Annotated in this window: 28 protein-coding genes; 4 read left to right on the top strand and 24 right to left on the bottom strand. The window is 41.6% G+C overall.

Translation table 11 applies throughout. The features are described 5' to 3' along the window. Positions 1-39: 39 nt before the first annotated feature. From spoIVA to LCL96_RS05185, 8 genes are all read right to left on the bottom strand, one after another. Positions 40-1,518: a stage IV sporulation protein A gene (gene spoIVA, locus LCL96_RS05220; protein WP_034758333.1), complete on the bottom strand. Its 1,479-nt coding sequence runs from the start codon at positions 1,516-1,518 to the stop codon at positions 40-42. 251 nt (positions 1,519-1,769) lie between these two features. Next, on the bottom strand, positions 1,770-2,438 hold the full coding sequence (locus tag LCL96_RS05215; RefSeq protein ID WP_224941301.1) for a hypothetical protein: 669 nt from the start codon (positions 2,436-2,438) through the stop codon (positions 1,770-1,772). Positions 2,439-2,509: 71 nt separating this feature from the next. After that, complete coding sequence (locus LCL96_RS05210) at positions 2,510-2,698, bottom strand: DUF2768 domain-containing protein (protein ID WP_224941300.1); 189 nt, start codon at positions 2,696-2,698, stop codon at positions 2,510-2,512. Positions 2,699-3,058: 360 nt separating this feature from the next. Beyond that, positions 3,059-4,105 carry an NAD(P)H-dependent glycerol-3-phosphate dehydrogenase gene (locus LCL96_RS05205; RefSeq protein WP_224940371.1) on the bottom strand — a complete coding sequence of 349 codons (1,047 nt, stop codon included), beginning with the start codon at positions 4,103-4,105 and terminating at the stop codon, positions 3,059-3,061. Positions 4,106-4,122: 17 nt separating this feature from the next. Next, on the bottom strand, positions 4,123-5,433 hold the full coding sequence (gene der / locus LCL96_RS05200; protein WP_224940370.1) for a ribosome biogenesis GTPase Der: 1,311 nt from the start codon (positions 5,431-5,433) through the stop codon (positions 4,123-4,125). 175 nt (positions 5,434-5,608) lie between these two features. Beyond that, the gene (locus LCL96_RS05195; RefSeq protein ID WP_224940369.1) at positions 5,609-5,800 is read right to left on the bottom strand and encodes a capping complex subunit for YIEGIA; all 192 of its coding nucleotides are present in this window, start codon (positions 5,798-5,800) and stop codon (positions 5,609-5,611) included. After that, complete coding sequence (locus LCL96_RS05190) at positions 5,797-6,693, bottom strand: YIEGIA family protein (RefSeq protein ID WP_224940368.1); 897 nt, start codon at positions 6,691-6,693, stop codon at positions 5,797-5,799. Before LCL96_RS05190 ends, LCL96_RS05195 begins: the two co-directional genes overlap by 4 nt. Continuing rightward, positions 6,690-7,304 carry a hypothetical protein gene (locus LCL96_RS05185; protein ID WP_224940367.1) on the bottom strand — a complete coding sequence of 205 codons (615 nt, stop codon included), beginning with the start codon at positions 7,302-7,304 and terminating at the stop codon, positions 6,690-6,692. Before LCL96_RS05185 ends, LCL96_RS05190 begins: the two co-directional genes overlap by 4 nt. Positions 7,305-7,411: 107 nt before the next feature. Between LCL96_RS05185 and LCL96_RS05180 the strand changes: the two genes are divergently transcribed. Both LCL96_RS05180 and LCL96_RS05175 read left to right on the top strand, forming a co-directional pair. Then, positions 7,412-7,543, top strand: a complete 132-nt coding sequence (locus tag LCL96_RS05180; protein ID WP_224940366.1) for a YpzI family protein — start codon at positions 7,412-7,414, stop codon at positions 7,541-7,543. A gap of 101 nt (positions 7,544-7,644) precedes the next feature. Next, entirely contained in the window at positions 7,645-7,785 is a 141-nt protein-coding gene (locus LCL96_RS05175) for a hypothetical protein (RefSeq protein ID WP_224940365.1), read from the top strand. A gap of 70 nt (positions 7,786-7,855) precedes the next feature. On the opposite strand, the gene fni is transcribed toward LCL96_RS05175, so the two are convergent. From fni to sleB, 8 genes are all read right to left on the bottom strand, one after another. After that, the gene (fni, locus tag LCL96_RS05170; protein ID WP_224940364.1) at positions 7,856-8,914 is read right to left on the bottom strand and encodes a type 2 isopentenyl-diphosphate Delta-isomerase; all 1,059 of its coding nucleotides are present in this window, start codon (positions 8,912-8,914) and stop codon (positions 7,856-7,858) included. A gap of 12 nt (positions 8,915-8,926) precedes the next feature. Continuing rightward, the gene (gene rpsA, locus LCL96_RS05165) at positions 8,927-10,060 is read right to left on the bottom strand and encodes a 30S ribosomal protein S1 (protein ID WP_224941299.1); all 1,134 of its coding nucleotides are present in this window, start codon (positions 10,058-10,060) and stop codon (positions 8,927-8,929) included. 119 nt (positions 10,061-10,179) lie between these two features. Beyond that, the gene (locus tag LCL96_RS05160; protein ID WP_224940363.1) at positions 10,180-10,761 is read right to left on the bottom strand and encodes a lysophospholipid acyltransferase family protein; all 582 of its coding nucleotides are present in this window, start codon (positions 10,759-10,761) and stop codon (positions 10,180-10,182) included. A 1-nt stretch (position 10,762) separates the two neighbouring features. After that, entirely contained in the window at positions 10,763-11,431 is a 669-nt protein-coding gene (gene cmk, locus LCL96_RS05155; protein WP_263628059.1) for a (d)CMP kinase, read from the bottom strand. A 128-nt stretch (positions 11,432-11,559) separates the two neighbouring features. Next, positions 11,560-11,748 (bottom strand): YpfB family protein, encoded by a 189-nt coding sequence (locus LCL96_RS05150; protein WP_224940361.1) that lies wholly within the window; start codon positions 11,746-11,748, stop codon positions 11,560-11,562. 53 nt (positions 11,749-11,801) lie between these two features. Continuing rightward, entirely contained in the window at positions 11,802-12,428 is a 627-nt protein-coding gene (locus LCL96_RS05145) for a flagellar brake protein (RefSeq protein WP_263628058.1), read from the bottom strand. Between the two features lie 155 nt (positions 12,429-12,583). Then, entirely contained in the window at positions 12,584-13,930 is a 1,347-nt protein-coding gene (gene ypeB, locus LCL96_RS05140) for a germination protein YpeB (protein ID WP_224940359.1), read from the bottom strand. 14 nt (positions 13,931-13,944) lie between these two features. After that, the gene (gene sleB / locus LCL96_RS05135; RefSeq protein WP_397549654.1) at positions 13,945-14,769 is read right to left on the bottom strand and encodes a spore cortex-lytic enzyme; all 825 of its coding nucleotides are present in this window, start codon (positions 14,767-14,769) and stop codon (positions 13,945-13,947) included. Between the two features lie 259 nt (positions 14,770-15,028). On the opposite strand from sleB, the gene LCL96_RS05130 reads away from it, so the two are divergent. Further along, a complete protein-coding gene (locus tag LCL96_RS05130; RefSeq protein WP_224940357.1) occupies positions 15,029-15,373 on the top strand; it encodes a hypothetical protein in 345 nt (114 codons plus the stop codon). Positions 15,374-15,451: 78 nt separating this feature from the next. Here LCL96_RS05130 and prsW read toward each other — a convergent pair whose 3' ends face one another. Continuing rightward, positions 15,452-16,135, bottom strand: a complete 684-nt coding sequence (gene prsW, locus LCL96_RS05125) for a glutamic-type intramembrane protease PrsW (RefSeq protein WP_224940356.1) — start codon at positions 16,133-16,135, stop codon at positions 15,452-15,454. 89 nt (positions 16,136-16,224) lie between these two features. Between prsW and LCL96_RS05120 the strand changes: the two genes are divergently transcribed. Continuing rightward, positions 16,225-17,199 carry an asparaginase gene (locus LCL96_RS05120; protein ID WP_224940355.1) on the top strand — a complete coding sequence of 325 codons (975 nt, stop codon included), beginning with the start codon at positions 16,225-16,227 and terminating at the stop codon, positions 17,197-17,199. Between the two features lie 47 nt (positions 17,200-17,246). Here the strand turns inward: LCL96_RS05120 and LCL96_RS05115 are convergent, their stop codons facing one another. From LCL96_RS05115 to LCL96_RS05085, 7 genes are all read right to left on the bottom strand, one after another. Then, positions 17,247-18,212 (bottom strand): YpdA family putative bacillithiol disulfide reductase, encoded by a 966-nt coding sequence (locus LCL96_RS05115; RefSeq protein ID WP_412103559.1) that lies wholly within the window; start codon positions 18,210-18,212, stop codon positions 17,247-17,249. Positions 18,213-18,430: 218 nt separating this feature from the next. Next, positions 18,431-19,708, bottom strand: a complete 1,278-nt coding sequence (locus LCL96_RS05110; protein WP_224940353.1) for a Glu/Leu/Phe/Val family dehydrogenase — start codon at positions 19,706-19,708, stop codon at positions 18,431-18,433. 1,088 nt (positions 19,709-20,796) lie between these two features. After that, on the bottom strand, positions 20,797-21,381 hold the full coding sequence (locus LCL96_RS05105) for an adaptor protein MecA (protein ID WP_224940352.1): 585 nt from the start codon (positions 21,379-21,381) through the stop codon (positions 20,797-20,799). Positions 21,382-21,452: 71 nt separating this feature from the next. Beyond that, positions 21,453-22,364: a MerR family transcriptional regulator gene (locus LCL96_RS05100; protein ID WP_224940351.1), complete on the bottom strand. Its 912-nt coding sequence runs from the start codon at positions 22,362-22,364 to the stop codon at positions 21,453-21,455. Positions 22,365-22,455: 91 nt separating this feature from the next. Next, a complete protein-coding gene (locus tag LCL96_RS05095) occupies positions 22,456-23,226 on the bottom strand; it encodes a metallophosphoesterase (RefSeq protein ID WP_224940350.1) in 771 nt (256 codons plus the stop codon). Beyond that, positions 23,219-23,602, bottom strand: coding sequence for a hypothetical protein (locus LCL96_RS05090; protein WP_224940349.1), 384 nt, complete (start codon positions 23,600-23,602; stop codon positions 23,219-23,221). Before LCL96_RS05090 ends, LCL96_RS05095 begins: the two co-directional genes overlap by 8 nt. A 60-nt stretch (positions 23,603-23,662) precedes the next feature. Then, positions 23,663-24,298, bottom strand: coding sequence for an HPP family protein (locus tag LCL96_RS05085; protein ID WP_224940348.1), 636 nt, complete (start codon positions 24,296-24,298; stop codon positions 23,663-23,665). Between the last annotated feature and the right edge of the window lie 115 nt (positions 24,299-24,413).

Raw genomic sequence — 24,413 nt, 5'->3', positions numbered from 1 at the left:
AAAAAATGAAAAAAGACCTTCCTAAGAAGGCCTAGACATTTATAAGATGATAGCGATCAATCCACCGGATCCTTCGTTAATGATTCTTTCTAATGTATCCTTTAGTTTGTATCTTGCATTTTCAGGCATCAGTGAGAGTTTAGCCTGAATTCCTTCTCTTACGATGGAACTTAAGCTTCTACCGAAGATATCGGAATTCCAAATGGACAGCGGGTCATCTTCGAAATCCTGCATCAGGTAGCGTACCAATTCTTCACTTTGTTTCTCTGTGCCGATGATCGGTTCAAACTTTGACTGTACATCCACTTTAATCATGTGTATTGATGGCGCCACTGCCTTTAAGCTGACTCCGAATCTGGCTCCCTGTCTGATGATCTCCGGTTCATCCAGGCTCATATCATTCAATGAAGGAGCAGCAATACCATACCCTGTCTGTTTTACCATTCTTAATGCATCGGAAATCTGATCATACTCGGCTTTGGCATGTGCAAAATCCTGCATCAATTCCAGTAGATGATCTTTCCCGCGAATTTCAACTCCCACAATTTCCTTCAGGACTTCATCATACAATTCATCAGGAGCGTACAGGTCAATTTCCGCAATCCCCTGACCCATATCGATACCGGCAAGTCCCGCTCGTTCAATATGATCGAATTCACTGAAATAGTGTACAACCCGGTCCACATCCCGAAGGCGTTTAATATCTTTAACCGTTTCCTTAACAGCTTCCTGGTAGTTCTGTCTTAACCAATGCTCTTCTTTCAATACCATGACCCAGCTTGGAAGGTTGACATTCACCTCAAGCACCGGGAATTCGAATAATGCTTCCCTTAGTACATTCAGTACATCTGAGTCCCTCATACTCTCCACACTCATAGCAAGGACAGGGATGTCGTATTTGTCTTGAAGCTTCACTCTCAGGTCTTCTGTCTCAGGGGCATGAGGTCTGGCCGAGTTGATAACCATGATAAAAGGTTTACCTACTTCTTTCAATTCCTCGATGACCCGTTCTTCCGCCTCAATATAGTCCCCTCTTCCAATCTCACCGATTGAGCCGTCTGTTGTCACAACCACTCCGATCGTGGAATGTTCCTGGATAACCTTTCGCGTGCCGATTTCGGCTGCTTCATGGAATGGAATAGGCTCTTCATACCATGGCGTATTGATCATTCTAGGGCCATTTTCATCCTCGTATCCCTTAGCACCAGGGACCGTATACCCTACACAGTCTACCAATCTAATATTTACTTCGAGACCTTCATCCACATGAACCGAGATGGCTTGATTCGGAACAAATTTCGGTTCAGTCGTCATGATGGTCCTACCTGCTGCACTTTGAGGCAATTCATCCTGCGCTCTTGCACGTTCTGATTCGCTTGCGATGTTAGGAAGGACAACAAGTTCCATGAACTTCTTGATAAATGTTGATTTCCCTGTTCTTACTGCTCCAACCACACCTAAATAGATATCTCCGCCTGTTCTTTCAGCAATGTCCTTAAATAGATCGACTCTTTCCAAGAGATTCCCTCCCATCTTATATTCCAGGGATGTTTCATCCGTGTATTCTGTGTCTCACATTCTATATTTATGATTGTCCCAATGACTTATGACTATTAATATGCTATTTTCCCCTCCTTATGATTAAAAGTTGAAAATTTATTATGTCTTAGCATTTATGATCATTTGTTTTGATGAAATAACCCTATAAAGGATGACATAAAAATAATAACCCTTCCCTTACAATATATTTTGTAAGAAAAGGGTTATGCCTATTTTGTCATAAAGACAGGTTCGTTATTTTCATCAACAGTATAAGGTAAAGAATAGGCAGGGACAAAATAGGTGCCATCTACAAGCATATCTCTGATATCTTCTCCTCTTTCCCATTCTCCCTTGCTGGACTCCAGCTTTTCAAATAAGTCCATTGAATAGTCCACAAAAATTTCACCGTCCCCATTTATAACAAGAGGAAGATTTTTATTCGAATATGGACTGTTTACGTAAACTTCTTCCTCATACCCAAGTTCTTTGTAATTCAATGTATACACATTATTAGCTACTTCCTTTTTAAACGGAGGGTAGTCTTGGGCTTGAATCCTGATTTTCAATTCTCTGATTTGTTCAGCTATTCGAAGGTCGAAAATCTTGACTTCCGGTTTATCCTCCACATTTACAAGGACATATTGAAAAATCCCACCATTTTCAAAGGCGTTGCCCGGGATTTCCGGTAAATACCTCGGAGATAATTTCCTGAAATCAATAGGATATTTTTGGTAAATAGGGGTATCCTGGTCCCTAGTCTTTATCGGAAGCAATCCACCTTGATCTTTCTGATAGGCTTCCACCGCTTCTTGTACAGCCTTCACTTGTGTTTCATAAGGAATTTGATTTTGACTTAGCTCTTCCTCCGGATATAAGCAACCTGATAGTAAGCTCATCGTGATTATGAGAAGAAATGCTGTAATACCTATGCGCTTCAATCTAAAACGTCCTTTCAATCGGGCGGAACCTAGTTGGTGGGTCCGCTGAATACTATATAAATCATCATAAGGCCACCGGCGATCATCATTATGTATGCCATGAAAGCTGTAATAAAACGCAGGAACTTCTGCTTAATCTTATACCTGCTGAAATAGATCGTTAATATGGCAAAAAACATGAACCCCATTGATGCAAACGAAATCCACATCTTCATCATCGAATCCAAAGTACATCCCTCCTGTTATCGAATGTATTATATCATAAGATTTTTACTAAAGAATAGAAAAGAATAGTTGTTCAAGAATCTGTTACAATCCATATTGAGAAATATTTGAATGTCATCCTGTGACTAAAAAAAATCTCCTCGAGTATCAACATCATAGACGTCAATCACTCGAGGAGCTCTGAATAAGGGAGACCTACCCATCCATAGGCAAAGCTGTATATATTCATGACAGTGTATGCATCTGCATCAACGTTCGCATCCTCGAATGCCCATAAACCGAGGATTTATTCTACACTTAATAATAAATGGTCTTTCGCTATGAAATATAGATCTCCATTTTTCTTTTCAGGTTCAGTTTAAACGCTCACCAAGTATATTCACAAGGTCTTCCATTTCATTCGTTTTCACTCGACCCATCAAATGATCTACCGCTTCTTTCGCCTCGACTTTATTGAAAAGGACATCATAAAGTGCATCTGTAATCGGCATATTCACTTCATACTTCTCAGCCAGCTGGTGTGCAGCTTTTGTCGTGCGCACCCCTTCTACGACCATACCCATATTGGCTAGGACCTCATCAAGATTATGCCCTTTACCCAACATGTTCCCGGCTCTCCAGTTTCTTGAGTGAACACTTGTGCACGTTACGATAAGATCTCCAATTCCTGTCAATCCTGAAAACGTTAATGGATTAGCTCCCATTTTCGTTCCAAGGCGGGCGATTTCCGCGAGTCCCCGCGTTATAAGTGCCGCTTTCGCATTATCTCCATAACCCAAACCATCAGTGATCCCTGCAGCAAGGGCAATGATGTTCTTTAGTGCACCGCCAATTTCAACACCGAGAATATCTGGATTTGTATACACACGGAAATTCATGTTCATGAACAGGTCCTGAATTTCTTCAGCCGCCTTCATATCTTTCGAAGATACAGTCACAGTCGTAGGATGCCTTAAGCTCACTTCTTCTGCATGACTTGGACCTGACAATACCACTACCGTATGTAAATTCTCAGGTGCCATTTCATCTTCGATCAATTCTGAAATCCTGAGGAGGGAATCAGGTTCGATCCCCTTACTCACATGAACGACGGTCAACGGACTTCTTTGAAATTCTTGAACCTGTCCCAGGACGGAACGGATCGCTTTCGTAGGAACTGCCAGAATGATGGTGTCTACACCATCCAGTGCCTCTTTAAGGTCGTGATATCCAATAATGGAATGAGGAAGCTCAATACCTTTTAAATACTTATGATTGGTATGTTTAGAGTTGATCTCGTCAATTTGTTCTTTCTTGTGGCCCCATAACCTGACTTCCAATCCATTATCAGCAAGAACCATCGCAAGAGCCGTCCCCCAGCTTCCCGCTCCGACTACCGTTACATTTTTTGAACTTTTCATTTTTTACACCCACCTTATTATTTTCTAGCTCGGGCAATAATACGAATAGGAGTTCCTTCAAATCCAAATGCATCGCGTATTCTGTTTTCCAAGAATCGTTCGTAAGAGAAGTGCATCAATTCAGGGTCATTTACAAATACGACGAATGTAGGTGGCTTTACAGCTACTTGTGTCGCGTAATAAATTCTTAGTCTCTTACCATTATCCGTCGGTGTCGGATTCATTGCAACCGCATCCATCACCACTTCATTCAATACGCTTGATTGTACACGCATGGCGTGATTTTCACTTGCCGTATTTATGATTGGCAGCAAAGTATGAATACGCTTCTTTGTTTTCGCAGAAAGGAAGACGATCGGAGCATAATCCAGGAATTGAAAATGCTCACGGATATTCTTTTCCCATTTGTTCATGGTCTTCTCATCTTTATCCACGGCATCCCACTTATTCACGACAATCACGACAGCCCGACCGGCATCGTGGGCATATCCTGCGATTTTCTTATCCTGCTCAATGATGCCTTCTTCACCGTCAATGACGGATAGGACGACATCTGAACGCTCTATGGCTCTAAGTGCCCTTAACACACTGTATTTTTCAGTGGTTTCGTACACTTTCCCTTTCTTCCTCATACCTGCTGTATCAATGATGACATAATCCTGCCCATCATACGTATAAGAAGAGTCAATGGCATCCCGTGTCGTTCCTGCCACGTTACTTACGATGACACGATCTTCCCCTAATAGAGCGTTGACTAAAGATGATTTCCCTACGTTCGGACGACCGATCAAAGAAAACTTGATGACATCTTCCGCATAGTCTTCATCCTCTTCATGCTTAAAGTTCTTGACAACTTCATCAAGAAGATCTCCCAACCCAAGCCCATGAGAACCTGAGATAGGAAATGGCTCGCCAAATCCTAAAGAGTAAAAATCATAAATCATTTCTCTCATTTCAGGATTATCAATTTTATTTATTCCCAACACGACCGGCTTTTTGGAACGATAAAGAATTTTGGCTACAATTTCGTCAGCTGCTGTGACGCCTTCACGTCCATTAGTCAAAAAGACAATGACATCGGCTTCATCAATCGCGATTTCTGCCTGCTGCCTGATTTGATCCAGGAATGGTTCATTCCCCAGTTCTATTCCACCTGTATCAATGATGTTAAATTCATGCGTCAGCCATTCTGCAGAACTATATATTCGGTCTCTAGTTACACCCGGTACATCTTCGACGATGGATATTCTTTCCCCAACAATTCTATTAAATATCGTGGACTTCCCAACATTCGGACGCCCTACGATTGCTATTACTGGTTTTGTCACGTTATTCACCCTTTCTGTAAGAAGTTGTCCTGTTCTTACATTTCCTCTTTTTAAACCATTTCAATCATATTAATGTAGTGCTATGCATAAGAAGGACTGGCCCTTAAGGTATTGTTTCCTTATGGGACAGCCCCCCTAACTTTACTATTTTATCAATAAAAGAATAAACTGGCAATCAATGTTTTACAATGATAAATAGTCCCTCAGCAATTTCATGCGCAATCCCATCCAAAATGGCTTCTAAATTCGCGCAGATTTTTTGTAATTCTTCGTCTGTTTTACAATAGAAGACACTTGTTCCGCTCGGTACTTTTTCAGGTGTTGTTGTCACGGTCGCGAGGATGAACTTCTGTATAGTGGTACTCATTCTATAGGACTCCCCTCTTGATTCGCCTTAGACTCGGACGGCATCCTGATCGCATTTTCCAAGGTCGGTACCTGCCCTAGAATGGCGATAGCTTTTTCTACATCTTTACGCTGCGGCAAAACAAATACTCCGACTCTTCCATCGTCTAAGTCTCTCTTAGCAAGAGGAGTTAGAGCAGGAGTCCCTGAATCTTTAAAAATCCCCAGGGAGGTCGACATGTCATGAAGAATTGCCTGACGTTGACCGAGATTCGCGAGAGTCGATCTTGCATCGAATGATTTGGGTGAAAGGATAAACCCCATCCCGTATCGCAAGATTTCCTCCTGCCTTACTTTAAGACCGATATTCATGATATAAATGTTATCAACATATAATCCTGCACCGTCAAAGTGAGGCTTCACATATTCAATGTCCACGATGTCCTTCAAACGTCCGCCGGCCATTAGCTTATGAGCAAGTACCATACAAATGGCACTAATCACTAGAGCAGCATATATGTTAAAAACGATATACGCAATCGTGGCTAGAAGAGAGGTGAAAATGACTAAGTAATTTCGGCTTTCAAAGGCAATGGCAATTCCTTCGATGTATGTAGCCCCTCTTGGAACAAGCTCATATGCATCAAGCTCCGTAAGCGTATTTCTCTCCATATTTCTCACGTCCCTGAACTGAGAAGCAGCAACCGTAAGAAACGTAATCGCCGTGAAATTCTCTTCCAATAAAGCAGGAATGGCGATGGTGCCTAGACCTGCTGCAATGAAACCAAGTGCAATATGTATAATCTTTCCGTGCAGATATGTTGGATATTGGCGATAGTCCGTACGAAGCATATAGATTCTCGTCAAAGTCCCTACAACCACACCAAAGATCACCGGATACACATAGACATTCATAGATTTTTCATTTCCCCCTTATTTGGCTGTGTCTTGATCGTAACGAACTGATTCAACTCTCCGAACACCTTCAATGCAAAGTGTAATCCTATGGACAAAGCCAGAATATCCAGGTAGGCCGGACCACCAATGGGATAGGTGAATCCTACGTTGTTTAATGGAACGCTAAGAAAGAAATCGCCAATCACACTACTTCCACCGATCGCGATGACACGAAACTCGGAAAGGGAAGAATGACCATAAAAAAGAACACTCACCAGCACAAAGGACAAAGAAAGAATATAATCACGATCCATAAACATGAGGACAGGGTCATAAATAGAAAGCAACCCAACCCCTGCATAAAGCATTCCCATCGTCAGTACAGCGATAAGCATATATAACTTATCCTTCAAATGAAGATTTCTTATGTATAGGATACAAATGAGTGCGAGTACAAAAACAGGAAAGGATACCTCCACCGATGCAATCTTCATTCCATAAGGAAATGCACAAATGAGAAGTAAACAAAGAAAAGAATACCGGAAACGATGTGGATGAGACTTTCTCATCAAAAACGTTGTATAAATCCACATTCCCCAAAGTAACCACAAATACATAATCCCATCCATACCCAATCTCCCCCTCCTATTATCTACATTATGGAAAATCTTTATGTATCTCATTCACGTATGAATAAACTTTTCAAAGAAAAAATAAAGAAGGGAGGTGTATTCGAATGGGTAAAGATCGACAAGAAAAGAAACTCAAACAAAGCAAACGAGTGGAATCTGACAGAGATCAAGGCTTACACTACAACGGAGCAACCAGCCTTGAGGGAACGGAAGAAGCTAAAAAAGGACAGAGGTAATCAAGAAAAGTGGAAGGGGCTTGCCCTGGGGCGACTTATGACCTCGAGCCCCAAGCCCCTAGAGCTGGACACCACAAAAAGCGGAGGCGGCTTGGTTAGAGGTGACAATCATATTCGTTCTCATCGTTTATCTGCCATCACTCATTAATCCAGCCGAAATCGTAAAAGATCCGGCCGTTTTGAGTGATAATCCAGTAGAAATAAAAGGGAATCCGGCCGCTTTCACTAATAATCCAGCCTAATTCTAAAATTCCCCATAACGAAACTATTTCAAAAAAAAAGAACGATTTCTCAAACTGAGAAATCGTTCTTTTACATATTTAACGCTCTCCTGCTATATCCTTCAGGATTCAACCCTCTCATTTCAAGCCAATGATAAACGTGGCCCGATAATACCATTGGTACGCTATGAAAATCCTCAATTTGCCTGCATCCGAGAGCACACATTAAAAACTGTATATCTGAATGAATTTGGCGTACTTCCTCAATGGTATCCTCCAGACCTGATTCAAGTAGCTGCTTAAGGATGACTCCAGCCATTCCAACGGCTGATGCCCCTAAACCAAAAGCCTTAACGATGTCTAAGCTATTCTGGATACCTCCGGAAGCAAGAATAGGCTTATCCGATACAGCGTGGCACTCGGCCAGGGATATGGCAGTGGGAATTCCCCAATCATCGAAAAAATCCAACATCCGTTTTCGGCGTTGATTTTCGATTTTCGAAAAATTTGTCCCGCCGAACCCACCTATATCGATGGCTGAGATATTAGAGTGGGACAAGGCATCTGCAACTTCTTTGCTGATGCCAAAACCCGTCTCTTTCACGATGACAGGGACTGAAATACGCTCGGCAATCTCCTTTATTCTGTCCAATGCCCCTCTGAAGTCACGGTCGCCTTCAGGCATCGTCAGTTCTTGTATCACATTCAAGTGAATCTGCAAGGCGTTGGCTTCAATCATTTCAACGGCATCTCTCGCCTGCTGAACGGTAGCCTCACTGCCTAAATTACCAAACACCATCCCATTCGGGTTGTGCTTTCGTACAATTTCATACGTACTTCGTTCGGTACGGTCTTTAAGCGCTGACATTTGGGAACCTACCGCGATCGCAAGACCCGTTTCCCTGGAAAGGATTGATAATTCTTCATTAATCTTTGATGTGGATTCCCCACCTCCACCTGTCATAGCATTTATGAAAATTGGCGAACTCCAAGTAAGTTCGCCAATTTGAGTCTGTAGATGAATGTCATCTACTGCTATATTCGGTAAGCTTTGGTGGACAAAAGCCACTTCATCAAAGCCGGTCTTGCGTTGTTGGCCGGTTGATAAAGCATAATTAATATGGTCTTGCTTTCTTTGAGCTCTCGTCACAATTCATCACCATTACTTAAGATCTTTTAGTTTGTCTCCAATCATTTCGCCCAATTGGAAGCCGGTACTTTCTTCAGGCATTTCGTAGTCGGTTACTTCTTCCTCTTTTTCTTCGAGGGCCTTGATGCTTAAGGATAGGCGTTGTTCGTTTTCGTTAACGTCAAGTACCTTCACTTTCACATCCTGATTTTCTTGCAGTACTTCGTGAGGTGTACCGATATGCTTATGTGAAATCTGAGAGATATGAACAAGCCCTTCGACTCCAGGTAACACTTCTACAAATGCGCCATAGGAGACCAGGCGTTTTACGACACCGTCCAACACGCTTCCTTTAGGTGCCTTTTCAGAGATTTCACTCCATGGTCCAGGCAGGGTTTCTTTAATGGATAAAGAAATACGTTCGTTGTCACGATCGACACTCAATACCTTCACCTGTACTTTTTGACCTTCTGTAACGACGTCGGAAGGCTTTTCAACATGTTCATGAGATAGCTGAGAAATATGAACAAGGCCATCTACCCCACCGATATCGACGAATGCACCAAAATCCGTGATTCGTTGAACCGTTCCTTCAAGTACAGCACCGGATTCGATATCCGTCAGGAGCTTTTTCTTTTGCTGTTGCTTCTCTGCCTCTACTACAGCTCGGTGGGAGAGGATTAAGCGGTTCTTCTCCTGATCTAATTCAACAATTTTGAACGTTAACGTTTTATCTTTATAGTCTGAAAAATCCTCAACATAATAATCTTCAACCAAAGATGCAGGAACAAATCCCCGGACTCCAAGGTCGACAACAAGGCCGCCTTTTACAACATCTTTTACTTCAGCTTCAAACACGTCACCGTTTTCAAAGCGGCTCTTCATTTCTTCCCATGCCTTTTCAGCGTCCACTTTACGCTTGGAAAGAACCAGTAGCTCTTCTTCCACTTTTGTCACGATTAACTCAAGTACATCCCCTTCATTGACTACATCAGAAGCTTTTTCAATATGAAGGCTCGAGAGTTCACTGATTGGAATGATGCCATCTACTTTACTATCTTGAACGTCGACTAAGACTTGTTTTTCTTCAACCTTAGTAACTGTTCCTTTCACTTTTTCACCAATTTCAAGGTTCTTCACTTCAATTCCATTCATGTCTTCCATTATGTACTCCTCCTTAATCCATGACTGCAAAGATTTTGATTATTGTAAGACTTCGCAATATAAAATATTCTTTCTACTAACTTCTAATAAATACTACATTTTGTCAAGCGGGAAACCTTATATTATTGATGTTCATGTATCAGGTTTTCAATATGCTGCATAATGATTTCCGTCGTTTTCTCCGCATTCAATCTTTCTTCGCGGATACTTTCCATCGGGATCGGCTGCCCGAATACTACCTTCAATTTCTTGAACGGCTTGTATGGTCCGATGATGGCACAAGGTACAACGTAAGCATCAGAACGGAGTGCAAAGAATCCTGCACCAGCCAATCCCTTTCCTATTTGTCCTGTCTTACTTCTTGTACCCTCTGGGAACAGTCCTAAAACATCTCCCTCTTTCAAAACCTGCAATCCTTTTCGAAGTGCTTCCCGGTCACTCATCCCCCTTTTGACAGGGAATGCACGCAACCCAGGTAACAGCTTTCCGAGTAAAGGGACACCGAAGAGCTCTTCTTTAGCCATGAAGGAGACAGGCCTCGGGGCAGAGATCCCCACAACAGGGGGATCAAGGTTATCAATATGATTGGCACAAAGCAGCACCCCGCCATCTTTTGGGAAGTGCTCCAATCCCTGTACCTCTATTCGGTACAATGGAGAAAGAATCGACTTAACGAGACCTCTAGCAAAGGTATATAGGTTCACTTTAACCTTTCCTTTCTACTAACACCATAATTTGGTCCACGACTTCTGATATGGAAAGGGACGTGGTGTCTATTTCCGTGGCATCCTCTGCTTTTCTAAGCGGGGCCACTTCTCTTTCTGAATCAATTTTGTCACGGCGGGCTATTTCTTCTTTTAATTGATCCAGGTCAGACGGGTATCCCTTCGAGAGGTTCTCTTCATGTCTCCGTTGGGCCCTTTCATCAACACTCGCAAGTAAAAAGACTTTGATTTCGGCATCTGGAATGACATGAGTTCCAATATCCCTTCCATCCATCACCACTGCGCCTTCCTGGGCAAGTTCCTGCTGTCTTTTCACCATCTCTTCCCTTACACGAGAATGAACAGCCACGTGGGAAACGGAATTGGTCACAGATGCCTGACGGATTTCATCTGTTACGTTCTCCCCGTCTAGTAACACAAGCTGTCCCTGATCTGAAGGTTCAAGATCAATCGTCGTTCCGGATAGCAATTGATTCAATTCTTGTTCATTATGCAAATCTACATTATTGGTCAAAGCTTTATACGTTAATGAGCGATACATCGCACCGGTATCAATATAAAGATAAGATAATTTTCCTGCCACTAATTTGGCAACCGTACTTTTGCCTGCAGCTGCAGGACCATCAATCGCAATTCTTAATTTTTTCAATTCGTCCACCTACTTATGTTCCTAATAATTTTCTTACCCATTTTAACATAAATCTACGATTTCGTTTAAGGATTCTTTTCTGATGAGTGTGTTACCTCACAAACCCATTCAGAAAAAGAGAGCAGGTTTCATTCTCCTGCTCTGTTTGAAATGGTTTCCACTATATCACTGTATTCCATTTTCTCCACACCTTCATAAAAGACGATCTTATGAAGCTCTGGAATGATATTCAATTGATGGACCATAAATTGTACCGCTATTAATAATATAAAGTGTATGATGGCTAATTTAATTAAGATCCGTTCAACTGTTTTCATCTAACATCACCCTTTTTCTATTCTAAGAAAAAGTATGTGTACATTTAAACTTTTTATTCAAGTAAGCCTTTTTTTCTTAAATCGAGCTGCTTTTCAAAGCAATATCTTAAAATGAGCTGCCTTTGATTTTCAGTTAAATGAACAAATTCAATACTTGCCACTTCTTTATGCTCTTTCTCCCATACCCGGATGACCTTGCCTTCGATTTCTACATACTGACACTCTCCGGTTTGCATTGGAAGAACGATGATTGTAGACAGCTTCGTTCCACTTTTCAGATCCATCCCCTTTCTCACCACTACTGCACATCCACCAGCGCTGAGGTCTTCGGTAAGGGTAGGGTAAAAGCAGTCATCAATCTTCAATGAAATATCCGTATTGGCTTCTACCCGAACGAATTGTCTCCTTTGAACCTTCACTAATCCATCATCACCGGGATAGTGAAGGTAGATCATCGGTATTTTGGATAATTTACGGCCCATCACTTCCGTTTCAAACATCAGAACCGTTTGCTCATTGATGGTAAAGCTTGCTTTGAGTTGTGTGCCGTCAATTAAAAAGATGGCTTTCTCAGTTTTGGTATGAATGGGATAATCAATATAAATCCCTTCCTGTCCAATCTCGACGACCCTGCATCTATATCGATCAAATGACTCATTATGTATAGGTTCCAATTGCAACGTGGTACCTGCTTTTATCATAGTCCAAAATTCCCACTTTCCGTATTTTGTATCTATATTATGGCACGTCAGCCTACTCCTTTCCACATCTTTTTGAATTTTCCAACAGGAAAGAGGGACGGACCTCCGATTGAGGAGATCCGTCCCAGTAAGTGTTATACTACTTCTTCATAAATTGGTTCTGCATTTTTGAGTCGCTCTACTTTTTCTTCTTCTCCCGTTTTTGCATTAATGAAAATTCGATAGGTATCTTTTCCTAGCATACCTAGGAATTCATAACATAGGACTTCTTCATTAAGATCGTTAACGATTATCGCTTGGCGCTCTTCCATAATTTTAAGATTAGGATTGGTCGTTTCCTTCGCCTCGGCCTTTGTAATCGTTGCTTTAGGTATTTCTCTTTCGTGATTATTCTTTAAGTATTCTTCAGCTGCAAACCCTACAATTTGTCCGTTATCGAGTGCTACTTTTATTTTGACTGAATCTGGGTAGATCCTCACACCGTCCAAGGATGTCACATAGGTGAACATACCGATATTATCATACTGGGCACTTTCGAACATCTCCAGATTTTGAAAGTTATTATCCTTTAAGAAAGCCGTTGCTTTTTCAGCCGCTTTGTTCAAACTGATTTTCGGTTTCTTGATTTCTCGGTTATTGATATACCAGATCGGATATCCGCCTTTTTGGGTGATGTCCATGCTTGCTTCAGTATTACCGTTTCCGATTGAAACACTGAAGAACTTATAGTCCGATCCTTTCCCGCTTTTGGATACCTTGGCATCTTTTGATTTAGAGATTCCTGAATACTTACGTAAAATTTGAACTGCTTCCTCTTTAGAAATCTCTTTTCCTTTTAACTTTTTAAAGTTTTGATCTTTTTTCTCTGAGTTAACAAATGTAGTCGTACCGAAGCTTGCCTCATCATATCCTGATACATTCTTCTCAACGGTCTTGAAGCCGTCGATAATGGTATTATCCGCTTGTTCTTTTCCGGTTGCCAATGCAAGCTCAACATCCATCCACCGCAAATTATTCTCCATGATAAGATGTTGCACTTTTCTTAGCTGATCCTGAATATCGGCACTTTGTTTATAAAGACTTTCCAAGGACTTATATTCTTTATCCGTTAATGGGTTTTTATCTAAATCTCTTACGGCCACCCTATAGCTGAAATCACCGATTTTGCTTAAAAATTCTTCTGTTTTATTAAATGGAAGCAGCGTTAATGGAAGCTGCCCTACATCGCTGTGGGCTTGTGAAGTTAATCTCCACACATCTGCAAGTTCCGGAGACAATGATTTTCTTGAATTCATTGCAAGCGTCGTACCGATTTTATCATGCAGGAGATCCACTTGATATGTTAGTTCATGAAACGCTCTTTGATAGTTGTTTTCTGCATTAATTAGTATCGCATTTTTCTCCTGATGTTCCTGGTACCCCCAGAAAGCGGTACCGGCTACACCCAGGACAAGAACCGTAATTAGAATGACACGCAGCATTTCGCTTCACCTCTTTAGTTACAGAATATATGTTTTCCTATTTTCTTGATTTGTGGACGCGACCATATCCATTTGCTAGTTGCCGTCGCAGGATTAAAGTAATAGAGGGCACTTGATGAAGGATCCCAACCATTTATTGCATCCAATACCGCTTCTTTTGCTCTTTCATTAGGGGTTAACCAGATTTGACCGTCGGCTACAGCTGTGAACGCACCTGGTTCAAAGATGACCCCTGCAACGGTATTAGGAAACGCTGAACTGTCTATTCGATTGAGAATAACTGCCGCTACAGCCACTTGACCCTCGTATGGTTCACCACGTGACTCTCCATATACTGCGTTGGCGATCAATTGAATGTCATTTTGAGAGTATCCATTTGGTGTATTCGCTGCCGTTGGTTTAGAGGGTGCAGGTTTTTGAGCTGGTTTATTTTGCTGAGTGGCTTTACCTCCCCCTCCACTCTTGCCTCCTCCACTGGGAGCTTTTTGTTTATTAAGATCCGTACCGCCATAGTGACTGAATTTGTTCCCTTTTTCAATTTGATTTTTCACAAATTGTTTATTATACTTTGACGCCTTCTGGAGCTTTGCTTTTGTTTTTGCTCCTGCAAGTCCATCGATTTTCAGTCCGAATTCGTATTGAAAGTTTCTAAGTGCCCAGTACGTTCCCCATCCAAATACCCCATCAATATCACCGTTATAATACCCGATATATTGAAGTCTGGATTGAAGCTCGATTACATCTTCACCCGTTGCGCCTTGTTGGATTACCTGGTTTGAAAAAGCATCTGCCTTCTCCCCTTCAGAAGAAATCATAAAGAGAGAACACATAAGCACCATGACGACTGAAGCAGAAATCATTTTGAAACGACTTTTCATAATGCTTTAACCTCCATATCTTCAATTAACATTAACTCTAGTTTTTGTAGAGACTCCCATTTTATACAAGTGGAATGATAAAAATATGAAAAGGACAACACACTTACAAATAATGGAACTACTTTGATAAGACAATGTAATGTCTCAGCAAAAGGGATGTAAACAAGGAAAGTTATACTGAAACGAAGGGAAAATCTATCATGTTAACGGGAGGGTCATCATGGAGGACTATTTAGCGAAATCTTTAGATGAATGGAAAAAGGATATATCAGAGGTTTTGGATCAGATTAATTCAGACTACGAGGATGTAAAAAAGGAATTGAAAGTTTATTCCTATAAATATGGCATCACAAAGCAGGTCATTCAATCCACTGTGAATGAAGAAATCATTGATAATATCCGTGAGATGTATCATAAACCATTTGAAGAAAAATATAACGAACTGAAAGAATACATACGCGACTTGGATGAAAAAAGAAAAGTATTTCAAATGTTTGTGAATAAAATTGATGAAGTGAAGCGGAAAGAAGCACCTAAAACTGATCTTGCCGCAACATATAAATAAAACGAAGCCCCTGCATTGAGCGGGGGCTTCGTTTTTCACTGCGATTCACAGAAAAAGACGCTCCCACCGGAAGCATCTTTAGATGACTTCTTTCTTCAATTCCCTTTTGTATTTCTTCTCTGTAAGCTGGTGGGCGCTTTTCACTTTCTTTAACCCTAACCACCATAAGAAAAGCATGAATGGAACCATGTAATAAATCCAGTTTTTTTCAGCGAGGAAAATATAATTGTAAGTCCCGTGTAAAAATAAGGGTACGCATATGGCGAGAAACAGCCACTTATGCCTTTCCTCACTGGAAGAAAACTTGGCTTTCCCTAGGTAGTACCCCATAATGACACCAAAAAGGGCATGACTTGAAACAGGAAGAATCGCTCTTCCAAATGCATGCTCGACGCCATTGGCAATCAAATACAAAATATTTTCAACTGTAGCAAAACCAAGTGAAACACTAGCTCCATAAACAATTCCATCATACGGTTCATTGAAATCCACGTGTTGGAAGATTGCAAACATCAAAATAAACCACTTAAAGAACTCTTCGAGGAATCCTGAGGAAATAAAAGCAGTAGTCCAATTAGAATCAATGATGCCCTCGACTTCTAGAACATATTGTAGAAACATTATCGGAAAAGTAATAAGGGCCCCGTACATAAACGTTTTAAACACTAACGTAATGGGTTCGGCCTCGTATTGATCTCGTAAATAAAAGTAACTTAACAATGCTAATCCTGGTGCTATACCCGCTGATAAAATCACCAGCATAAAAAGTCCTCTTTTCTTTCGGTTTTCTTAATCGTATCATGTTAATGTAGGATTGGAAATAGGAATTTAAATGGTTGGAGGAATGAACGATGAAGAAAGATATTTTAGTCATACATACAGGCGGTACCATCTCCATGATGGAGGATGAACAAACAGGAGCGGTTACTCCGGGCAAGGAAAACCCGCTTTCTGTACAAACGTCCATCGTTTCAAACCTGGCAAATCTAACGGTAGAAGAAGCATTTCACCTGCCTTCACCCCATGTTACGCCGGAACATATGCAGAAACTAAAAGAAATTATTGAAGCAAAATATAAGGAAAAGGCCTTCCATGGTGTCGTCATCACACATGGAACAGACACTCTGGAAGAAACAGCCTATTTCTTAGATTTAACCCTGTCCCTCCCCATCTCTATTGTCGTGACAGGAGCGATGAGGTCAAGCAATGAAATTGGAGCGGATGGATTGTACAATCTGATATCATCCGTCCGGGTCGCAGCGGATGACAAATCAAAGAACAAAGGGGTTTTAGTCGTTCTGAATGATGAAATTCATTCTGCCAAAAATGTGACCAAAACCCACACGAGTAATGTATCCACCTTTCAAAGTCCACAATATGGACCGATTGGGATCGTGACCAAAAGAGGGGTCCTTTTCCACCATCAACCCACTTCAAATGAGTACTACGAGATTTGCGATATCTCAAAACGGGTGACGCTGATTAAAGCATACGCAGGGATGGATTCCGGCCTCCTGAGGGCAATAAAGGACCTCCAATACGACGGGGTGATCATAGAGGCTCTAGGGCAGGGGAATCTCCCACCTGAAACGGTGACAGGAATTGAAGAACTCCTTGAAGCAAACATTCCCGTCGTCTTGGTTTCCAGATGCTTCAACGGTATCGTACAGGATATTTACGGATATTCCGGTGGAGGAAAACAGTTGAAGGAAAAAGGAGTCATATTCTCAAACGGTCTGAATGGACAAAAGGCAAGAATCAAATTGATGGTAGCCCTTTCCCAGACTAGTGATATGAAAGAATTGGAAATGATCTTCAAAAACTGACTCATATTAAAACGAAAGAGGTCCATATAAATGGGCCTCTTTCTATTCTATCGATCACCTTCTCTCACCGTGATTGAATCCGCAATCTGTCCACCGTGGTGTCGCCCATTTTCTATAAATATTTCATTGGCGTTATTCCCGGCTGCAATCACTCCCGCAATATAAACTCCTTCCACATTTGTTTCCATCGTTTCTGGATTGTATGCAGGTCGCCCTGTCTCCTTGTCAATGTTAATTCCCATCTTAGTCAGGAAGCTGTGGTCAGGATGATAGCCGGTCATGGCGAATACAAAGTCATTGTCCACTTCTTTCTTCTCGCCATTCACGTTGTAAATAACAGAGTCTTCCGTTATCTCATCTACACATGCATTAAATTCCATAGTGACTTCGCCATTTCTTACAAGAGCATCAAAATTCGGAAGGATCCAAGGTTTTACACTCTTGGAATATTCACTTCCCCTATATAAAACAGTTACTCTTGCTCCCGCTTTATTTAATTCAAGTGCTGCATCGACTGCAGAATTTTTCCCTCCGATGACGACAACATCTGTATCAAAAAACGGATGGGCCTCTTTAAAATAGTGGAAAACCTTCTCCAATTTTTCTCCAGGGATTCCCATATAATTGGGATGATCATAATAGCCAGTCGCGATGACAATTGTTTTGCTTCCGTACGTCCCTTTAGAAGTTGAGACGGTAAAACATCCGTCTTTCTTCTTAACTGAATGAACAGTTTCGAATCGGTTGATCCTCAAGTCTTTACGCTTAGCCACTTCACGATAATACACTAGCGCCTGATTCCTTCTGGGCTTATGTTCTTCGATAACGAATGGCACACCGCCAATCTCAAGTTTTTCACTAGATGAAAAGAACGTTTGATGAGTGGGGTAGTGGTAGATCGCGTTCACAATGTTTCCTTTTTCGATTATCAAAGGATTGATTCCTTTTTCTTTTAAACTAATGGCAGCGGACAACCCACATGGTCCTCCACCTACAATGATGCATTCTTCCATTTTCAAATTCAGACACTCCTTCAATTCCTCTATCTGAATGGTGAATTACTCCCGTACACTTCAGATTAATAAATATTCTTTACTCAATTATTATGTAATAAGATTGCATCCAGGTCAAAAGGTAGCACTCCGGCTCTATTATTTGTCATCTTGATCAAAATTATCTTTTTTCAACTAAAAAGGATGGGGTGCTGTGCACCCCATCCTAATCATTCAATTTATAACCAGCCTCTGAATCGGCAGGCTTCTGCCATTTTCCTTACCCCTACCATATAGGCGGCAAGTCTCATATCCACTCTTCTTGATTGTGACGTTTCATACACATTGTTAAAGGAGCTGACCAGAATCTTTTCCAGCTTTTCCTCCACTTCTTCTTCAGTCCAGTAATACCCTTGGTTGTTCTGTACCCATTCGAAGTAAGAAACCGTCACGCCACCTGACGAAGCTAACACATCGGGAACAAGAAGAATCCCCCGCTCCGTCAAGATTTTCGTCGCCTCCAATGTCGTCGGTCCATTAGCCGCTTCTACTACGATGCTTGCCCTTATATTATGGGCATTCTTTTCTGTTATCTGATTTTCAATGGCTGCTGGTACAAGAATGTCACAATCAAGTTCCAGGAGTTCTTCATTGGTAATTGTATTATTAAACAACTTCGTTACCGTCCCGAAGCTGTCCCTTCTGTCTAATAAATAATCAATATCCAATCCATCCTCGTCATGCAGGCCACCATATGCATCCGAGATCCCGATCACCTTTGCCCCAGCATCGTGCATGAACTTGGCAAGGAAGCTCCCAGCGTTACCGAAACCTTGTACGACCACCCTTGCACCTTCCAGCTTAATTCCCTTTTTCTTTGCTGCTTCATGGATACAGATCGTCACTCCTTTGGCAGTGGCCGTTTCACGGCCATGGGATCCCCCTAGCACCAATGGTTTGCCTGTAATGAACCCTGGAGAATTATATTCATCGATACGGCTGTATTCATCCATCATCCATGCCATGATCTGAGAGTTTGTGAAAACATCCGGAGCCGGAATGTCTTTGGATGGTCCGACAATCTGGCTGATCGCACGTACGTATCCACGGCTCAATCGCTCAAGCTCTCTAAACGACATATCACGCGGATCACAGATGATCCCACCTTTTCCTCCACCATAAGGAAGATCGACAATTCCGCATTTCAAGCTCATCCAGATAGAAAGCGCTTTAACTTCTTTTTCCGATACATTCGGGTGAAAGCGAATCCCACCCTTAGTCGGTCCGACCGCATCATTATGCTGTGCTCGGTATCCTGTGAACACCTTTACTTTTCCATCGTCCATCCGGACTGGTATCTTAACCGTTAACATTCGTACAGGTTCTTTTAATAATTCATAAACTTCTTCTGAATATCCTAATTTATCAAGTGCAAGATGAATAACCGTTTGTGTCGATTTCAGTACATCATGTTGATCTGATGCTTGATGATTTTCTTTCCCCTTTTCGGCTACCATGTATGTAAACCTCCCAGTATCCTTCACTGTTTAACGGAACCTCGTCCGCTTTCATGACATAGTATACACGTTTGATTTCCTCTTGCAAAGAAGGAAAATTAAAAAACGAACAAATTTTTGAAAACGCTGTCATTCCAGAAAAGCGGAGGCGGCTTGAGCAGGCCCGACAAGCATAAGATGAATGGGCCGGGAAGGCGTTCTTTGCCTTCTTGGACCATTTAGCTTATGACCTCGAGGGACTAGCCGCCGGAGCTGGACATCTAGAAAAGCGGAAGGGGCTCGCACTGGGGCGACAAGCATAAGACGAGTAACCCGGAAAGGCGTTTTTTGCCTTTTTGGGTTATTTGGCTTATGACCTCGAGCCCCAAGCCCCTGGAGCTGGACATCTAGAAAAGCGGAGGCGGCTTGAGCAGGCCCGACAAGCATAAGATGAATGGGCCGGGAAGGCGTTCTTTGCCTTCTTGGACCATTTAGCTTATGACCTCGAGGGACTAGCCGCCGGAGCTGGACATCTAGAAAAGCGGAAGGGGCTCGCACTGGGGCGACAAGCATAAGACGAGTAACCCGGAAAGGCGTTTTTTGCCTTTTTGGGTTATTTGGCTTATGACCTCGAGCCCCAAGCCCCTGGAGCTGGACATCCAGAAAAGCGGAGGCGGCTTGGGTAGAGGCGACAAGCATAAGACGAACATGCCGGAAAGGCGTTTTTTGCCTTTTTGGCATGTTTGACTTATGACCTCGAGCCTCTAGCCGCCGGAGCTGGACATCTAGAAAAACGGAAGGGGCTCGCACTGGGGCGATCAAACATATTCAGATCAAGTTCGCGAAGTAAAATGTCGTATATTGACGAACAGTTGATATCTTGAAAATACGGTCGATAAATTAAGATAAGGGTTGATAAATTCAATTAGCGGTCGATAAAATACCCTCCTGTATCCCATCTAATAAATCCGCACGACAAACAACCCATTCAAAACAAAAAAACACCTCCAGGATCTCCTGAAAGTGCTAAAAAGGCTACTTCTCAAAAAAAAAAACAATACGAAACATATATTAAAAGGGGGTAAAAATTCATAAACTGTACCAATCACTCAAAAATAAAACAAAATCTTCTCAATGGAATCCCTTAGTAACACAGTACGTCCATATTCCATCAGGATGTATTTTGTCACCGTCGAATGCTGACCATACTCAGCGCAAATCGCTTCAAGGATGAAGCTATCTCCCTCAAGCAAATTCTCTATAAGAATATAGTAGTTATTTTCATAATAAAAAATACTGCATTGAATGAGGGCATTGTTGACTTTACCCATTTCATCGATCCGTTTAAGAAGGGCAATCAGATCATCGAAATCATCGAAATACACGAGTACATCGTAATCATTCATGGATTTCATCATTTCGGTACCTTCTTCCCAGTCAGAAAAATCATCATCTGATTCCAACGTGAGGATCATGCAAATTTCCTGGTCATCAAATGATTCGATTTCCACTGTGATTTCCATTTGTGTTTCGATACCGAACTTTCCCTGTACTTCATCTAACATGTCTTCGAACAGATCATGCCACATATAGGAATCTCTCCATTGGTCTTGTTCAAATAAGCCTTTTTGTTCCAACTCTTCTACACTAATGGAAAATTTAATTTTATTGTCCGAAATTCTTTCGAGCTTCATCTTCGTACCCCCTAGAGTGTGACGATTTATCATCATACTATGTAAGGGGCAGAAAACAGTGCATACTCCACTTATAATTTACTTTTGAGCCAATTCTCCCATTCGGACTTGGATTGTCCCACTATATGTTCGTCATATTCCTCTTTTAACTCATTTGATAAGTGATCTACTGCAAATCCTCCCATCCCAATCACCAGTTCACTTCGCTCGTTTTTTAATGAAGTAACGAGGGATAGGAGCTTGTCTACATTTTCAAGCAGGGTGCACGAGAAGAATAGGAACTTCGGATTCACTTCATCCAGGACAATATCTATATCGTTTTCTTTTATACTCGATCCAAGGTAGATGACCTCAAACCCTTTCCTTCTTACGTAGAGGGTAAAAATCAGCAATCCTAGTTCGTGCCATTCTCCAGGTCCACAGACGGCCACTACCTTGGGTAATATACCATTGTGCGGGAAGGAATGCATGATAATTCCGATTCTGGATCGGAGGATGGATGTAGCAAAGTGCTCATGCGCCGTTGTGATTTCACCGTTTTCCCACAGATCCCCAATTCTGACGAGGAGGCTTCCAAGTATGTCTATGACCACTTTGTCTATCGTATAAACCGAAAACGATTGATTGATCAATTCATGGGCTTTCGTTTCATCAAAACTTAACAGGGCCTTTAACAAGTCATCGGAAATTGTTTGGGTGCGATCCTTTTGTTCAGAGGACGAGATCTCGTTCTCCTCAAGCTCCTGTTTGTCCAGTAACGCAACGGCCTGACTGATGGTAAACCCTTGATTGACCTTTTCTACAAGCCATTTTAATATATTTAAATGCTGCTCTGTGTATAGACGGTGACCCGATTCATTCCGTACTGGTGCAATGATCTGATATCTTCTTTCCCATGCCCTCAATGTACCTGGTTGAATCCCTAAAATGGTAGACACAGCTTTAATGTTGTATTTGCCTTCTAACTTCTTGTCATTGCTCATAAATAGTCCCCCAAGTATTTCTCTTCTCACTAAAATTATAATCGAGAAACCTCTTTGTGTAAAATTTGTATAGGTAATGAATAACCATTGTTCATTTTCGGAATCTATCGATTAACAACAAGTGGGTTTCAGCGGGGGCACCTAAACGCAATGGAACCGCGGTGGTTCCATAACCGTTACTTACCAACAGGGTCGTCTCTGGGAGAGTTTCAAGCCTCCCTTTTTTATACATTCCCCAACCAAACAAACGGATCTGTCCACCGTGTGTATGACCGCTTATCATGAAATCGATTCCATCTTCTTTACGAACTTGGTTCATCAGTCTTGGATCATGACTGACTAGAAGGTTGAATTCCTCAGGTGACACTTGTTCGAGTGCCATAGGATAATCTGCCCGTTGAGTACTCGCATCGTCTACGCCGATTATATTCATCATTCCGTTAGACAGCGGTACCTTAACTGATGAGTTAATGATTTCTATGATTCCTTTTTTCTTAAATAGTTGCTTTACATCGGTTGTATTTCCTTCATAATCATTATTTCCCCAGACGAAGTATACATTCCCTAATATCAGGAGTTTATCCAAATTTCGTTCAACCCTGGATAAAGGAACCCCTTTTTCCAGAAGGTCTCCTCCGATGATGACGAGATCCGTTTTCCCTTTCACTTCTTCAATGATGTCATCTGAAATTTCTCGTTTATGTATATCCGATATGAAAAACAGGGATATAGGCTGCATGTGTTCAGGAAAGTGGGGAAGTCTCACCTCTTCTATTTTCACCACGTTACGACGGGCTTCATACAACATAAGAAAGAGGAGACTTATCCCCCCTGTTAATAAAATGATACTAAATTCAAGCATTGTGGCCTCCTTGACGGCGAAAATCTATTGAAATAATACCATAAAAAAAGGCTGAACAGGAAAAAATCATGGTTTGCCAGCCCCCATATACACTTAATGCATAAATCAGTCCGATATGAAAAGGAATGATCATCAATTCTTTATGTAATCTTCCATTCCAAAATTGTATGATGGAATAGATTTCGGCTTTTAATACATTCCCCTGAACTAAGAGGCCGATCATGAAGGCGATGGAAGCGGCGAAGAATTGGACAGGATTCAGAACCAGTTCGACGATGAACTCCGATTCAGTGGGACGTTCAGCTACCGGAAACCATGTAATGAATAGATACCCCAAAAGAAACGTGATAAGCAGTTTAGCAAAATAATTGATCAAAAAAAATCCCTCCCATAAATCTTATGAGAGGGATTGTGTTTCATACAGGGTTTTCTTCACTTATTCATCTTCTTGGATATCAAGGATGCGGAAGCCTGATTTCTCCAGCTTATTAAGAAACTTATCCATATTGTCCTTCTTTTCTACTTTAAGGACAATGCGGCGGAGTAGCTTGTCGGTTTCATCGAAGGTCACAAGGGATATCACCGATTCTGAATATTGCTGAATGATGTCACCGAGTCGGGCAATGCGCCCTTCAGTTTCTACAGAAGAGAAGGCGATGCGGACGCCTTTTTGATCCATCCCGAATGCACTTCTGAATTGATCCAGAACATCAAACCGGGTAATGAGTCCAAGGAATACATTGTTCTCACCGACTACAGGGAGGATCGGTGAATCTTTTAATTCAATCAATGCATTTTCGAATACATCCTTGTCGGTAATGTATTTGTCCGAATTGGTGATGATATCCCGTGCTTTTTTCTCCTTAAGGAAAGCTCCTTTTTCCATTCCGGACAGAAAAAAGCTTTGATAAATATTGTATCTGGTTGCCACACCTTTAAACTGGTCATCCGAAAGAACCGGAACCCCATCGATTTTATGGTGCTCGAGAACCGTCAGCGTTTTTTCAATTGAATCATTTTCATCTACCACATAGCATTTGTGTTTCGGTATCATGGCATTTTTAACAAACATTTGACCACCTCATCATTAATATCCTACACCTTACCTATTCAACATTTTCACCGTATTTTCCTTCATATATATATGAAATTAAATAAATTAACATGTTCACCCTCCCCCCCTCATA

Origin of the sequence: Rossellomorea aquimaris, from assembly GCF_020172085.1 — a bacterium.
GTDB lineage: Bacteria > Bacillota > Bacilli > Bacillales > Bacillaceae_B > Rossellomorea > Rossellomorea aquimaris_E.
This window is presented reverse-complemented; position numbering and strand designations above follow the sequence as displayed.

Coding starts and splice junctions, on each gene's coding strand:
- LCL96_RS05215 (WP_224941301.1), bottom strand. CDS start 2,438: ATGAGCTTACTATCAGGTTGCTTATATCCGGAGGAAGAGCTAAGTCAA.
- LCL96_RS05210 (WP_224941300.1), bottom strand. CDS start 2,698: ATGATGAAGATGTGGATTTCGTTTGCATCAATGGGGTTCATGTTTTTT.
- LCL96_RS05205 (WP_224940371.1), bottom strand. CDS start 4,105: ATGAAAAGTTCAAAAAATGTAACGGTAGTCGGAGCGGGAAGCTGGGGG.
- LCL96_RS05195 (WP_224940369.1), bottom strand. CDS start 5,800: ATGAGTACCACTATACAGAAGTTCATCCTCGCGACCGTGACAACAACA.
- LCL96_RS05190 (WP_224940368.1), bottom strand. CDS start 6,693: ATGAATGTCTATGTGTATCCGGTGATCTTTGGTGTGGTTGTAGGGACT.
- LCL96_RS05185 (WP_224940367.1), bottom strand. CDS start 7,304: ATGGATGGGATTATGTATTTGTGGTTACTTTGGGGAATGTGGATTTAT.
- LCL96_RS05180 (WP_224940366.1), top strand. CDS start 7,412: ATGGGTAAAGATCGACAAGAAAAGAAACTCAAACAAAGCAAACGAGTG.
- LCL96_RS05150 (WP_224940361.1), bottom strand. CDS start 11,748: ATGAAAACAGTTGAACGGATCTTAATTAAATTAGCCATCATACACTTT.
- ypeB (WP_224940359.1), bottom strand. CDS start 13,930: ATGCTGCGTGTCATTCTAATTACGGTTCTTGTCCTGGGTGTAGCCGGT.
- sleB (WP_397549654.1), bottom strand. CDS start 14,769: ATGGTGCTTATGTGTTCTCTCTTTATGATTTCTTCTGAAGGGGAGAAG.
- LCL96_RS05130 (WP_224940357.1), top strand. CDS start 15,029: ATGGAGGACTATTTAGCGAAATCTTTAGATGAATGGAAAAAGGATATA.
- prsW (WP_224940356.1), bottom strand. CDS start 16,135: ATGCTGGTGATTTTATCAGCGGGTATAGCACCAGGATTAGCATTGTTA.
- LCL96_RS05120 (WP_224940355.1), top strand. CDS start 16,225: ATGAAGAAAGATATTTTAGTCATACATACAGGCGGTACCATCTCCATG.
- LCL96_RS05115 (WP_412103559.1), bottom strand. CDS start 18,212: ATGGAAGAATGCATCATTGTAGGTGGAGGACCATGTGGGTTGTCCGCT.
- LCL96_RS05110 (WP_224940353.1), bottom strand. CDS start 19,708: ATGGTAGCCGAAAAGGGGAAAGAAAATCATCAAGCATCAGATCAACAT.
- LCL96_RS05105 (WP_224940352.1), bottom strand. CDS start 21,381: ATGAAGCTCGAAAGAATTTCGGACAATAAAATTAAATTTTCCATTAGT.
- LCL96_RS05100 (WP_224940351.1), bottom strand. CDS start 22,364: ATGAGCAATGACAAGAAGTTAGAAGGCAAATACAACATTAAAGCTGTG.
- LCL96_RS05095 (WP_224940350.1), bottom strand. CDS start 23,226: ATGCTTGAATTTAGTATCATTTTATTAACAGGGGGGATAAGTCTCCTC.
- LCL96_RS05085 (WP_224940348.1), bottom strand. CDS start 24,298: ATGTTTGTTAAAAATGCCATGATACCGAAACACAAATGCTATGTGGTA.